This window comes from Aquisalinus luteolus (genome assembly GCF_009712425.2).
Lineage (GTDB): Bacteria > Pseudomonadota > Alphaproteobacteria > Caulobacterales > Parvularculaceae > Aquisalinus > Aquisalinus luteolus.
This window is the reverse complement of sequence record NZ_VCJR02000001.1, coordinates 417479-429863: the sequence shown is the minus strand read 5'-3', so window position 1 is coordinate 429863 and position 12385 is coordinate 417479. Positions and strand designations below refer to the sequence as shown.

At 60.3% G+C, this 12385-nt stretch carries 12 protein-coding genes; 6 read left to right on the top strand and 6 right to left on the bottom strand.

Features of this window, described 5'->3' with window-relative positions; genetic code table 11:
- Positions 1-63 precede the first annotated feature (63 nt).
- A complete protein-coding gene (locus FF098_RS01885) occupies positions 64-528 on the bottom strand; it encodes a DUF2852 domain-containing protein (protein ID WP_155136593.1) in 465 nt (154 codons plus the stop codon).
- Positions 529-646: 118 nt separating this feature from the next.
- A complete protein-coding gene (locus FF098_RS01880; protein ID WP_155136590.1) occupies positions 647-1378 on the bottom strand; it encodes a hypothetical protein in 732 nt (243 codons plus the stop codon).
- Between the two features lie 207 nt (positions 1379-1585).
- Between FF098_RS01880 and FF098_RS01875 the strand changes: the two genes are divergently transcribed.
- The gene (locus FF098_RS01875) at positions 1586-2041 is read left to right on the top strand and encodes a hypothetical protein (RefSeq protein WP_155136587.1); all 456 of its coding nucleotides are present in this window, start codon (positions 1586-1588) and stop codon (positions 2039-2041) included.
- 23 nt (positions 2042-2064) lie between these two features.
- Here the strand turns inward: FF098_RS01875 and FF098_RS01870 are convergent, their stop codons facing one another.
- From FF098_RS01870 to FF098_RS01855, 4 genes are read right to left on the bottom strand one after another with little or no spacing between them, the layout of a single operon-like run.
- On the bottom strand, positions 2065-3513 hold the full coding sequence (locus FF098_RS01870; RefSeq protein WP_155136584.1) for a sensor histidine kinase: 1449 nt from the start codon (positions 3511-3513) through the stop codon (positions 2065-2067).
- Between the two features lie 49 nt (positions 3514-3562).
- Positions 3563-4987 (bottom strand): dihydrolipoyl dehydrogenase family protein, encoded by a 1425-nt coding sequence (locus FF098_RS01865; protein WP_155136581.1) that lies wholly within the window; start codon positions 4985-4987, stop codon positions 3563-3565.
- A complete protein-coding gene (locus FF098_RS01860; protein ID WP_155136578.1) occupies positions 4984-5988 on the bottom strand; it encodes an NAD-dependent epimerase/dehydratase family protein in 1005 nt (334 codons plus the stop codon). The genes FF098_RS01865 and FF098_RS01860 overlap by 4 nt, the downstream gene beginning before the upstream one ends.
- A gap of 16 nt (positions 5989-6004) precedes the next feature.
- On the bottom strand, positions 6005-6760 hold the full coding sequence (locus tag FF098_RS01855) for a DUF547 domain-containing protein (protein WP_155136575.1): 756 nt from the start codon (positions 6758-6760) through the stop codon (positions 6005-6007).
- A 234-nt stretch (positions 6761-6994) separates the two neighbouring features.
- On the opposite strand from FF098_RS01855, the gene rpmH reads away from it, so the two are divergent.
- The 5 genes from rpmH (at position 6995) to FF098_RS01830 (ending at position 12313) form a co-directional block, all read left to right on the top strand.
- Positions 6995-7129: a 50S ribosomal protein L34 gene (gene rpmH, locus FF098_RS01850; protein WP_155136572.1), complete on the top strand. Its 135-nt coding sequence runs from the start codon at positions 6995-6997 to the stop codon at positions 7127-7129.
- Positions 7130-7186: 57 nt separating this feature from the next.
- A complete protein-coding gene (gene rnpA, locus FF098_RS01845) occupies positions 7187-7597 on the top strand; it encodes a ribonuclease P protein component (RefSeq protein WP_155136568.1) in 411 nt (136 codons plus the stop codon).
- Positions 7598-7609: 12 nt separating this feature from the next.
- On the top strand, positions 7610-9442 hold the full coding sequence (yidC, locus tag FF098_RS01840) for a membrane protein insertase YidC (RefSeq protein WP_155136566.1): 1833 nt from the start codon (positions 7610-7612) through the stop codon (positions 9440-9442).
- Positions 9442-10077 carry a ribosome biogenesis GTP-binding protein YihA/YsxC gene (gene yihA, locus FF098_RS01835; RefSeq protein WP_155136563.1) on the top strand — a complete coding sequence of 212 codons (636 nt, stop codon included), beginning with the start codon at positions 9442-9444 and terminating at the stop codon, positions 10075-10077. The genes yidC and yihA overlap by 1 nt, the downstream gene beginning before the upstream one ends.
- Positions 10078-10153: 76 nt before the next feature.
- Positions 10154-12313 carry a tetratricopeptide repeat protein gene (locus FF098_RS01830; RefSeq protein ID WP_155136560.1) on the top strand — a complete coding sequence of 720 codons (2160 nt, stop codon included), beginning with the start codon at positions 10154-10156 and terminating at the stop codon, positions 12311-12313.
- Positions 12314-12385: the final 72 nt, after the last annotated feature.

Here is a 12385-nt window from a genome sequence, read left to right as displayed (position 1 = left end):
GCGCATAAAAAAATCCGGCGTTTCTGACGCCGGATTTCCGGATAGGTGTATATTTTCAGGGACTTACTGGCCGGAAGGGGTATCCGTGCCTGTTGCATTATTGTCCCAGCGCGACTTGAAACGGTCGAATTCTTCCTTGTCGCGGGCTTTCTGCATCTCTTCCATATAGGCCTGGAACTCACGCTTGGCGGTTTCCAGCTTCTGGCGCTCTTCCTCGATGCGGCGCAGTTCAGCATCGCGCCATTCATCGAAAGCGCTGTTGCCGGTGCGCGAGGACGATGCCTTGCCATCGAACGCCTTGTCGAAAGCCGACTTCACCTTTTCGCCCGTGCGCGAAACGCTATCGGACTTGCCCCATGTGCTGAAATCAAGGCCCCAGGCCTGACCCCAGATCATATAGGCGATCATGAACAGGCCTACCGGCCAGGCGCCAATGATAAAGGCGACAACCATGATGGCGGTATTGATGGGCGTCCATGCCGGCCGCAGCTGCTCTTGGACAGACCCTTTGCGGGCAGTGGAACTCATTCTCTTATCTCCTTGCTTTGTCTGCGGCCCTCTACCCTATTCATATGGGTTCACGAGGCCGTGACTTCAAGAAGATGGAGGCTGGATTACGTGATTCGCGGAGCCAGAGGCTGAATGCCTACCAGCGGCCATAGCGGACGCTGCCCGGCACGACATAGCCATAACCGTAACGGTCATAGCACATGGTTCCCGTCACCGGCACGCGGCGACCGCGATGCCATTCACTGTAGCTTACAGGATGGCAGCGATAGTTGTAATTGCTGTAGCCCGAGCGCCAGTCGCGATGGCGATAGCGATTGCGACCATTGTAATAGACGTAATAGCCGTCGCGGTAGCCATCGGAATAGCCGATCGTCACGTCGCCAAGGTCAACGGAAAGGTCGAAGCTGCTGCCCCGATTGCGGTCATAGCGATAGCGGTAGTCGCGACCGCGATAATCGTAACGGTCCCGATAGTCTCGGTCATAGCGGCGGTTGTCGCTGTAGCGGCGGCGGTAGTCATCCGAATATCCGCGGTAATTATCGGAGTAGCGGCGAGCGTCTTCCTGGTAGCGATTGCCATCCTGGCCACGCACCTGCCCCCGGCTGTAGTCGCGATCATAATCGCGGCCCCTGTCGGAATCACGATCATAGCCGCGTTCGCGGTCATAGTCCCGGTCTCGATCAGCGCCACGATCATCCCGGCCGCCGGCGAGACGGCCATCGATGTCGCCATCCCAGCGCTGGGTATCTTGCGGGGAAATTTCCTCACCGGTCTGCGCGTCAACGGCAGCACTGCCGCGAACCTGTGCAGAGGCGGGCAATGTAAAGGCCATCAGTGCCGAAACGGCAAGGGCGGCGGGGGCAATCAATGAGCTGAGTTTCCTGTCCATGCTTAACAGAAAGCCGCAAGAATGTGGCATCAACAAGGCTGCGCACTGCGCGTAAATTCTGCTATTGATAATTATTCGCAACTGTGACTATCCTCTGTCATCCGCTGCTTTCGACAGGAAACCTGATCGGAAGTCGGCCATGAAAACCCTGAATGCCTACCTGAATGCAATGGGAGAAGTGAGTTCATGAGTGCGACAAGACCCCTGCCTTTGCCGCTGCCGGCGGACAGGACCGAAGACCCGGCCCTGTTCATCATCTCGGCCCTGCGCCTGTTCGCCTGCCCCTGCGCTGCACCGGTGCATGACACGTTGCGCGAAGACAGCCCGGCGGAGGCCCTGTTGCAGGTGATGCGCCTGATCGATACCCATGCCCGCCGTCCGTTGCGGCTCCATCCGGCACACAGCATGGTCATGAGCGCTGATGAGATTGCCTTTGCCGGCCTGCTCTCCGCCACACAGGCCGGACGTGACCGGGAAGCGCAATTACGCTGTCGGACCATGGTCCGGCCAACAGGGCAGGATGCACTTGCTGCCGCGATGCGGATATTCGCACGGAAACTGTCAGCAGACGGCATTATACTGGATGCGGCAGAGTCTGAACCACCCCGCGGCGCCCCCTGCTATCCCAGACTGGTCAGTTGAGACTGGTAAGCCAGGCTGATGACTTACTGGGCCGGCAGGGTGATACGGAACGTCGTTCCATCCGACCCTGTCTCTTTCAGGACGATCTCGCCGCCATGGGCGCGGACGGTTTCAGCCGCGATGGCAAGACCCAGCCCCGAGCCGCCCTGACGGACGGAACCCTTGAACGGTACAAACAAATGCTCCTGCGCCGCGACGGGCAAGCCGGGGCCATTGTCCTGCACATCGATGATGACGAGACGGTCGGTCCGCTCAGCCGAAAAGGTCACCTGGGGCGCAGACTGTTCGCTGGCAGCAAGCGCCTCAGCCGCATTGCGGGCAAGGTTGAACAGTCCACGGAAGAGTTGGGTTCGATCGGCCATCAGCTCCACGCGCGGCGAGACATGGTTGATGAACCGTATCGGCGGCTCGCCCTCGGTGAAGATCTTCAGCGCGTCGGAGGTTTCTTCGACGATATCGAACAGGTTGACGCTTTCGCGCTCCTTCACCTCGGCCCGGCCATAGTCGAGCGTCGCTTGGCACATGACCACCGCCCGATCGAGAGCCTTGATCAGGCGCGGGGCGAGACGCTTGACCTGCGGGTCCTCGCTTCGCGACAGCCTGTCGGACATCAGCATGGCGCTGGCCAGTACGTTCCTCAGGTCGTGGTTGATCTTGGACATGCCCTCGCCCAGCGTCGCCAGACGCGATTTCTGGCGCAGGGCCGATCTCAGCTCCGCCTGCATGTCGGCAAGAACACGCTCCGCCTGGCCGATCTCGTCGCGCCGGCCTGACGGGCGCATCATAGCGCTTTCATCCTCCGGCTTGCGCTGGAACCGGGCCATGTTCGCCGTCAACTTGACCATGGGCCGTACAAAGATGAACAGGATCGTGAAATAGACCGCCCCGGCGACGATGATGCAGATGACGATGGACAACCCCAAAATGCCAACGGCATAGCGCCAGAGTGCGTCACGCAGCGGGGCCTTCTCGATCACGATATCCACTGTCGTATCTGGTGAAGACGGTGGCGAGCCCTGCACCATCAGATACATGTTGGATGGAGAGACCATATTGCCGAGAGCATCGCCGATAAGCTGCAACGGTGAAGCATCGCGCAGGTCGACAAGCTTCCTGTCCATCCGGGTTTCGTCGTCGCCGCCTTCACCACTCGCCTCGCTGCCGGGCGCGAGGATCAACTGGCTGCGACCACCGGCATCGATACGCACACCGATGATCTCTGCCGTCTCGAACAGGGTGCGGACCGTCTCCGGTTCGATCATGTTGTCAGGGGCTACTTCGAAGGAAACCGAGATCAGATAGGCACGTTCGATACGCTCCTGCAGGTAATCGAAGCGGAACTTGGCAACAGACGGCACGAAGACGACGATCTCGGCGACGATGATGAAGGCAACGGTCAGCGCAAGCAGGCGCGCAGGCAGGTTATGCCGCCGCTCGACCAGATAGCTGATTGATTTGCCAATACCGGCCATGCCGCCCGCTCCTTTGCCCTCTATCTAGCGCAGTTCGGCCCTCATGCCATCAATCGAACATTGATAGCAGCTTTACGACAAAACGCGTGCGGTCGGAGAACAGCGTCGGCGTGTAGTAAGCGCCTGCGGCACGTTTGGATATCTCTCCCATGGTCGGGTATGGCGCGATCATGTTGGTGAAGGCCTTGATCTTCAGCCCGTTGGCAATGGCGAGCGCCCATGGCCCGATCATGTCACCTGCGCCCGGCCCGATGATCGACGCGCCCAGTACCTTCCCACCCTTTCCGACAACAACCTTGGCCATGCCGGAGGTTTCATGCTCTGCATGGGCGCGGTCGTTCTCCTCGAACTTCCAGCGGGCGATCGAGTACTTCTCGCCCTGTTCCTTCGCCTGCGCTTCCGTCAGGCCGACATGGGCAAGCTCAGGGTCGATATAGGTGACCCAGGGCGCGTTCTCTTCCTTGTTTTTCGCGGGTACCTTGAACAGGATGTTCTGGACAAGCACGCCGGCATGGTAACCCGCGACATGTGTGAACTGGCGACCGCCCGCGACGTCACCTGCGGCATAGATGCGTTTATTGCTCGTGCGCAGGCGGGCATTCACCTTGATGCCGCGCTCGTCATAGTCGACACCGGCCTTTTCAAGATCAAGACCCTTCACATTGGCCCGTCGGCCCGTGGCGACGAGGAGATGCGAACCCGTGACGGAGTGGTTCCCCTCCTCAGTGGCATAATGAACGGTGATGTCGCCCTCGCTGCCGCTGACCCGGGCGACCTTGCCGCCCTCGATGATCCGTACACCTTCATTGGCAAGATGCGCACGGGCGATGGTGACGAGTTCCGGGTCGTCCTTGGGCAGGATCTTCGCGCCCTCGATGACGGTCACCTCCGCGCCAAGGCGGCGATGGGCCTGCGCCATTTCCACACCGATGGGACCACCGCCGATTATCAGCAGGTGTTTGGGCTGTTCCGGTGAATAGAAGATCGTCTCGTTGGTGAGATAGGGCACGCTGTCGAGGCCATCTATCGGCGGGACGAAGGGCGATGAACCCGTGGCGATAACGAAGTGCTTGGCCTTGACCACGTGATCGCCCGCAGTCACTTCGCGCTCGCCGGTGAATCGGGCGGGGGCGCGCAGGACGGTACAGCCAAGACCCTCGAACCGCTCCTGGCTGTCATTGGGCTCGATCTCGGCGATGGTACGATAGACATGGTCGAGTACTGCCTTGTAGTCGATCTGGGGCTCGACGCTGGCGATGCCGAAGCGGGCCGCCTCGCGCATGTGCTGGGCATGCTTGCCCGCGGCCAGCATCGCCTTGGACGGGACACAGCCATAGTTGAGGCAGTCGCCGCCCATCTTGCCCTTTTCGATCAGCACCACCTTGCGGCCCAGTTGCGCTGCGCCAGCCGCCACCGACAGCCCGCCTGAACCCGCGCCTATGACGCATAAATCTGCCTTGATCGTCTGTGTCATGATCTTTCCTCATGCCATGCTGCGAGCACTGCTTTTTCTTTTCCCTCCGACAGGGAGGCAAGAAGGGATGTCTCTTCAGGCGCGACCAGCCGATCCCGGGCCAGCCAGTCACGGGCCGTTTCCTCGATTGGCCTGATCGTCATGCCCGCCGCAAGGGCAGACGTAACATCGTGTGCCATGAGGCCCGGCCAGTTCGCCGGAGCGCACAGCCCCAGGCTTTCCTCTCCCGACCACACACTGACCCCGTGTTCGGTCAGGAAAGGTACCGGCACCCAGGTAAACCGGGAATCCTCAGCACCTACGGCATATTGTAGCCGGTTGAGGAAATCTTCCCGCGACATCGGCGGACAAACCGCGTCATAGGTACCGGCCAATTTTGCCTCGACGGCATCGATGATCCATTCGGCAAGATCGCGGACATCGATAAACTGCACGGAATCTGATGGCGTTCCGGGAGCGATGATTTCGCCGCCCCTTGCGATCCTGCGCGGCCAGTAACCGAAGCGGTCATTGGGGTCGTCATTGCCGATGACGAGGCCGGGGCGAACAATGAAGCACTGCTCTCCCATCCGCTCACGGACAAGGTTCTCGCACGCGACCTTGTTATTGCCGTATACGTCCCATCCAGCGGCATCGCTGTCGGGTGCCGAGGGCTCTAGCACGCTGCCTGTCTCTACCGTTTGTCCGACAGTCTCGTGCTCGGCATAGATGCTGATGGAGGAAACGAAGACCCAGTGTCGCGCATTGTCCGACAGGGCGTCCAGCGCCTGCACAACCTGACGAGGGATACGGGCAATGTCGATCACGCTGTCCCATCCCTGTCCGGACAGCGCGGCATAATCTTCTGGCTGTGTCCGGTCGAGCTTTATAAATGCTGCACCGGCGGGAGGCCGCCCGCTTTCGCCACGCGCCGCAATGGTCACATCATGGCCGCGTCCGATAGCGATCTCGGCGATCTTTCGAGAGAGATATTTCGTCCCTCCCAGAACCAGAATATGCATGACAATCCCCTTCGCCTCACTCGGCCTCGTTCAGCGACCAGTCATAGGCATAGCCGTCGATTTTCCTGCGCCCGTCAAGCATGGCTGCAGTGTCGCCTTCGGCATAGAATCGAAGCCAGTCGAGGATGGCGCGGTCATTGTCGCCGAAGTCCTCGCCATACCATTGGAAGATCGAGGAAAGGATGAGATCGCCCCCCTCATCTACCTGCACGGCGCGGCCTGAATTGACGAAGGCGCGGGTTGCGGTATCGAGCTGGGTTTCCAGCGTTTCGGCGGCGAAGGGTTCAGGCAACAGGGCCGGGCAGCCGATGGAGGCGCAGTTGACCGCGAAGTGGACGCGCGGTTCATCCCATTCCTCACGCAACGTGCCGTGTTCAATATCGTCGAGGCTCATCGCCTCGCCATTGACGGCTACCAGATCTTCCCGCCACGGGCCGGGGCGCAGGCCGAAACCGAACCTGATATCCCTGATCGAATCGACCGGGTAGTTGTCGAGGACAACATCGAGGGTGACGGCGTTATAGAGATTGACCCACCAGGCGAAGGCGGCGTCGCGGTCTTCCGGCGGACCAGCCACGGCCTGACTTTCGATCCATGCTTTCAGGGCGTCGCGATCCTTGTCCGTCACCTCACCATAGCGCACAGAAGTGACCCCGGGGCCTTGCTCGACAACAAAAGTATCGAGAAAGCGGGAGTAGGTTTCTTCACCCGCATCGGCCGAAGTTGCGACAAGCAGGATCAAGGCACTGAAAAGGTTGGCGAAAAATCGCATTATGGTCTCTTTTATCGTAGACTATGGTGCCATAACGCCTGCGGTGTCCGGCAAGTTTGCCCGTGATACCGGAAAAGGTGCTGCGGCGGCGTCACAGCTGCGCGATGGCGCCCTCACCATCGCGTGTCAAAGATCAGCGATTTTCGCGCATCTGCACCCTTGACGGGACAGCGCTCATGACGTAGTCACGCGCCTTCGAATTCATGTTTATTGACGCCTTCAAAGGGGCAGACGATGAAAAGACCATATCAGCCAAGCCGCCTGGTGCGTAAGCGCCGTCACGGTTTCCGCGCACGCAAGGCCACCAAGGGCGGCCAGAAAGTACTCGCAGCGCGCCGTTCCAAGGGCCGCAAGAAGCTGTCAGCGTAAGGCAGGCAGCTCAAGGGAGGGCTTTGCTTGACAGGCCCCGCCAGCAAACACGCAGCCATGCTGCCGGTCCGCTCTTTGAAAAAAAGGGCGGATTTTTTGCGTTTGAGGCATTGCCGCGGGGCCTCGAAAAAAGGCTTTCTCCTGCTCAGCGCCCCTGCGCCGGCTGACCGAGCGAGTGAAGGCATTGCCCGGCTCGGCATCACCGTGACGAAGAAGCTGGGCAAGGCGGTCACCCGCAACCGCATAAAGCGTCGGCTGCGGGCGGTGGGCAGAGAGGTCCTCACCCTTCACGGCGCGCCCGGCCATGACTATGTGCTGATCGCGCGATCTGCGGCGGAAGAGCTTCCTTTCGCCATTCTGCTTGACGATCTGAAACAGGCCCTTGTAAGCCCACCTGTGAACAAGCGCCCGGATGCAGGAACGGGCAGCAGGAAGCGGTCCACTATATCCGGACCCTCGACAGACTAGACGGAATATTCAATGGACAATCGTAATCTCATCATCGCTGTCGCCGTTTCCATGGGCCTTTTGCTGCTGTGGGATGTCTTCTACATGCAGCCCCAGCGCGACGCGATGGAAGCGCAGCGCCAGGCACAGCAGGCGATGCAGGTCGACGAGCAGGCTGTTGGCGATCTCGGCACGCTGGAGGATCCCTCCGATGTCAATCGCATCCTGACCCGGGAAGAAGCCCTCGCCCTCGCGCCGGGCCGCGTACGCATCGACACGCCGATGGTGACCGGCTCGATCAATTTGCAGGGCGCCGTCATCGATGACCTCAGCCTGAAGCAGTATCACGAAACCCCGGATGAGAGTTCGCCAATCGTGATCATGCTCAATCCGCGCGAGACGCAGTATGGGCACTACATGCAGACCGGCGCTATCGCCCGGGCCGGTGACAGCCCACTGCAGGATGACCGCACGGCGATCTGGACCGCCCCGGAAGGCGCTGTGCTGACTGTCGATAATGACGTCACCCTGACCCGCACCGAAGGCGGCCTCGTCCACACCATGACCATCGGCATCGACGACCAGTACATGTTCGATGTCACGCGCACGGTGGAGAATACGACTGGCGAGCGCGCCATCGTCGCACCGTTCGGCCTGACGGTTCAGCGCGGCGACCCGCCCTTCCTGAGAAACTTCATGATCCTGCATGAAGGCCCGGTCGGTGTGCTCGGCTCTGTCGGCCTGAAAGAGCGCAAATACAACAATGTCTACAAGAAAGAAGAGCGCTCCGCAGAAGGCGTTTCCGGCGGTTGGGTCGGCCTGACATCCAAGAACTGGCTGGCCGCTGCGATCCCCGACCAGTCACTCGTCTACCGCGCCAATATGGGCCACGAGCCGAACACCACGCGCGACAACCCTGTCTACCGTTCGCAATATCGCGGCGCGCAGCAGGTGGTAGAGCCGGGTGAGACATGGACCTATCAGGGTTATATGTTCGGCGGCGCCAAGCGCATGGAAATCCTCAATCATTATGAAGAGCCGGTCGAGGAAGGCGGTCTCGGTGTCCTGGATTTCGACAAGGCCGTCGACTGGGGCAATTTCTTCTTCCTGACCCGTCCGATCTTCTGGCTGATGCATTTCTTTGCCGAGCTGACCGGCAATTACGGCGTTGCCATCCTGTTGCTGACGCTGGTCATCAAGGCCGTCCTCTTCCCGCTGGCCAACAAGAGCTATGCCTCCATGGCCGGCATGCGAAAGGTCCAGCCCGAGCTGAAGAAGCTGCAGGAGCGCTACAAGGACGACAAGATGAAGCAGCAGCAGGAGATGATGGCGCTGTACAAGAAGTACAACATCAATCCGCTCGCCGGTTGCCTGCCGGTCATCATGCAGATGCCGATCTTCTTCGCGCTCTACAAGGTGCTGTTCGTGACCATCGAGCTGCGTCACGAGCCTTTCCTGTACATCCAGGACCTGACCGCGCCTGACCCGGCCGTGCTGCTGAACCTGTTCGGCCTGGCGCCGTGGGATGTCGCCACGATTCCTGTGGTCGGTACCTACCTGGCCATCGGCCTGTTGCCGATCCTGATGGCGATCGCGATGTTCTTCCAGACGAAGCTGAACCCGCCGCCGCCAGACCCGACGCAGGCGATGATCTTCAACTTCATGCCGCTGATCTTCCTGTTCATCTTCGCGCCGTTCCCGGCAGGCCTCGTCCTGTACTGGTTCTGGAACACCTTCCTGGGCGTAATCCAGCAATATGTGATCATGAAGCGCCATGGCGCGGACGTGGATATCTTTGGCAATATCAAGCAGAGCTTCGGCAAGAATGGCGAGAAGAAGCCTGCCTCGGCGAATGATTCCAAGTAATGGACAATGAATTTTCCGAGCAGGAGATCGAAACTGGCCGCGTGCTGTTCGCCGGCCCGTGCGATTTCATGCTCGGGGTCGTGTCGATGGAGACTCTGCCCCCGCCGGTCATGCCGGAGGTTGCCTTTGCCGGGCGCTCCAATGTCGGCAAGTCGTCCCTTCTCAATGCGATCACCGGCCGAAAAGCGCTGGCGCGCACCTCCAACACGCCGGGGCGCACGCGCGAGCTGAACTTCTTCAACCTAAATGACCGGCTGCGCCTCGTCGACCTGCCGGGCTACGGCTATGCCAAGGCGTCGAAGAAGGAAGTCGCCGGGTGGAACCGCCTGATCCGCGATTACCTGAAAGGCCGGGTGACCCTGCGCCGCGTCTGCCTGCTGATCGATTCGCGCCACGGGCTGAAGGATCTCGACATTGAGATCATGAAGATGCTCGATGTCGCCGCCGTGCCGTACCAAATCGTCCTGACCAAGACGGACAAGATCAAGCCGACCGAGCTTGAGAAGCTGAAGGCGAAGACGGCGGAGAAAATCGCCCGCCGCCCGGCCGCCTTCCCCTTCATCGCGGCGACGTCCTCGGAGAAGGGCTTCGGTCTCCCCGAATTGCGGGCCGGGCTCGCGCAGCTGGCGGAATAATCTGCTCATTGCCGCTTAGACTTCCCGTCGCAACCATGATACCACTGGTCGCAGGAGAGTGTGAGGGGAGCCCCGATTGGACAAGCTTTTCAGGGAGTTGCGCAGGCGGAATGTGTTCCGCATTGCTGGCGTCTATGCCGTCATCAGCTGGCTGCTGGTGCAGATCGCCGTGGCGCTGGAAGCGGCGCTGGAAATGCCGTCCTGGTTCGACGCGGTCGTCACTTCCCTTCTCCTGATCGGATTCCCCATCGCGATCATCTTTGCCTGGGCATTCGAAATGACACCGCAAGGCGTCAAGCGCACCGCTGCCGTGAGCCCCGAAGACAGCATCACGGACCGCACCGGGCGCAAGCTCGATTATGCCTTGCTGGGCGGCCTTGTGATCGTCGCGGCCATCGTGCTGGGCGACCGCTTCATTCCGCGCCTCGATGACAATGGCCCGGCGGTTCAGGTGACCTCGACTGCCCCTGCCGCTTCCGGTGCAGACCTCAGCGACAAGTCCATCGCCGTCCTGCCCTTCGCCGACATGTCAGCCGAAGGGGACCAGGAATATTTCGCCGATGGCCTGTCCGAGGAGCTGTTGAACGTCCTGGCCAAGATCGACGGGCTTCAAATCGCCGGGCGCACCTCATCATTCGCTTTCAAGGGCGACAATCGCGACCTGCGCGAGATCGGGGATATCCTGAATGTCGCGCATATCCTCGAAGGGTCGGTACGCAAGTCCGGCAACCAGATCCGGGTGACGGCGCAGCTGATCAATACCTCGAATGGCTATCACGTCTATTCGGATACGTTCGAGGGTGACCTGTCTGACATCTTTGCCGTGCAGGACGAGATCGCTGCAGAGATTACCAGGGCCCTGCGCACCGAATGGCTGGGCGAGGATGCCGCAGAGGAAGACGCGCCGAGCGACTTTGCCGCCTTCGACCTCTACCTGCAGGCGCGCCAGCTGATCTACACCCGCGACAAGGACAAGATGGAGCAGGCAGAACGCCTGCTCGACCGGGCCGTGGAGATAGACCCCGCCTATGCCCCTGCCTGGGCGCAGAAGGCGATCGTCAACGTGCTGCTGTCCAATTCGCCCGGCTCCTATGGTGACCGGCCGCAACTCGAGGCTGCGCAGAAGTCTCTTGAGATGGCGGAGAAGGCAATCGTTCTCGACCGGTCCCTTGGTGAGGCCTATGGTGCCAAGGGGCTCGCCCTGTCCAATCTCAACGGGGATCTGGACGAGGTGATCGCCACCCTGCGTCTCGCCATCGAGCTCAATCCAGGCCTGTCGGAAGCCAAGACATGGCTGGCCACGGCCTATCTGAGCAATGGGGACTCAGCGGAACAGCGCAAGGTCTATGAAGAAATCGTCGAAACCGACCCCCTGTTCGGACCCGCCTTCAACAATCTGATCAATGACTATGCCTACACCGGCGCATACGAGAAGGCCGAAGCACTGATCGACCGCATGGAGCGTGTAAAGGGCGACACCAAGGACACGCTCATGGCCCGGGGCTTCGTGGCGCAATCACGGGGCGATGTATCGGAGGCCGCGACCTATTTCGACCGCGCCCTTGAGCTGGACGCCAGCAGCACTGTCCTGCAGTCCAGCGCCACAATCGAAATGGGCAAGCTTGGCGAGTATGAAAGGTCCCTTGAACTGGCGATGTTCTATCAGCGCCCTGTCGTTCTGGCCGTACTCGGACGAACGGAAGAAGCACTGGCAGAACTGGAGAATATGCCAACACCCGACGACGCAGGTGCCTTCATGCTGGGACTGGCTTTCATTGTCTATGACGAGTGCCAGATGCCGGAGGAAATGATCGCCTATTTCGATCGTTATTATGACTCTATCGAGGAAGCGATCGATGAATCGCCGAATGACGCGCTTGCCTGGCTGACTTATCTTGCCAACGCCTTCAAGGTGACAGGCGATACCGAGCGACTGGCGGAAGCACTGGAATACATGCGCGAGGCGATCGAACTGGAAAGAGGAAAAGGCGCATCGGCCATGAACATGGCCGGGAACCTGACCTATTATGAAGCTGTCGCAGGCGATAAGGATGCCGCCCTTGGCCACTTGCAGGACTGGATGGATGCCGGGCTGGTCAGCGACTTCTCTCTCGGCTCGATGGCCCTCGACCCGTTGCGCAACGACCAGCGCTTCAAGGAAATCGAGGTCGAGATGAACACCCGCGTCAACCGTGAACGCCGCGAATACGGCCTGCCTGACCGCCAGGGGATGTAGAACCGGGCGGATAAGGTAAAACCTTCCCACCGGAACCATCCCCCGTCGAGACCCGTTACCGATAACGGTGTG

What these genes read in the sequence shown, in the direction of transcription:
- FF098_RS01885 (WP_155136593.1), bottom strand. Translation starts at nt 528, where the DNA reads ATGAGTTCCACTGCCCGCAAAGGGTCTGTCCAAGAGCAGCTGCGGCCG.
- FF098_RS01875 (WP_155136587.1), top strand. Translation starts at nt 1,586, where the DNA reads ATGAGTGCGACAAGACCCCTGCCTTTGCCGCTGCCGGCGGACAGGACC.
- FF098_RS01870 (WP_155136584.1), bottom strand. Translation starts at nt 3,513, where the DNA reads ATGGCCGGTATTGGCAAATCAATCAGCTATCTGGTCGAGCGGCGGCAT.
- FF098_RS01865 (WP_155136581.1), bottom strand. Translation starts at nt 4,987, where the DNA reads ATGACACAGACGATCAAGGCAGATTTATGCGTCATAGGCGCGGGTTCA.
- FF098_RS01860 (WP_155136578.1), bottom strand. Translation starts at nt 5,988, where the DNA reads ATGCATATTCTGGTTCTGGGAGGGACGAAATATCTCTCTCGAAAGATC.
- FF098_RS01855 (WP_155136575.1), bottom strand. Translation starts at nt 6,760, where the DNA reads ATGCGATTTTTCGCCAACCTTTTCAGTGCCTTGATCCTGCTTGTCGCA.
- rpmH (WP_155136572.1), top strand. Translation starts at nt 6,995, where the DNA reads ATGAAAAGACCATATCAGCCAAGCCGCCTGGTGCGTAAGCGCCGTCAC.
- rnpA (WP_155136568.1), top strand. Translation starts at nt 7,187, where the DNA reads ATGCTGCCGGTCCGCTCTTTGAAAAAAAGGGCGGATTTTTTGCGTTTG.
- yidC (WP_155136566.1), top strand. Translation starts at nt 7,610, where the DNA reads ATGGACAATCGTAATCTCATCATCGCTGTCGCCGTTTCCATGGGCCTT.
- yihA (WP_155136563.1), top strand. Translation starts at nt 9,442, where the DNA reads ATGGACAATGAATTTTCCGAGCAGGAGATCGAAACTGGCCGCGTGCTG.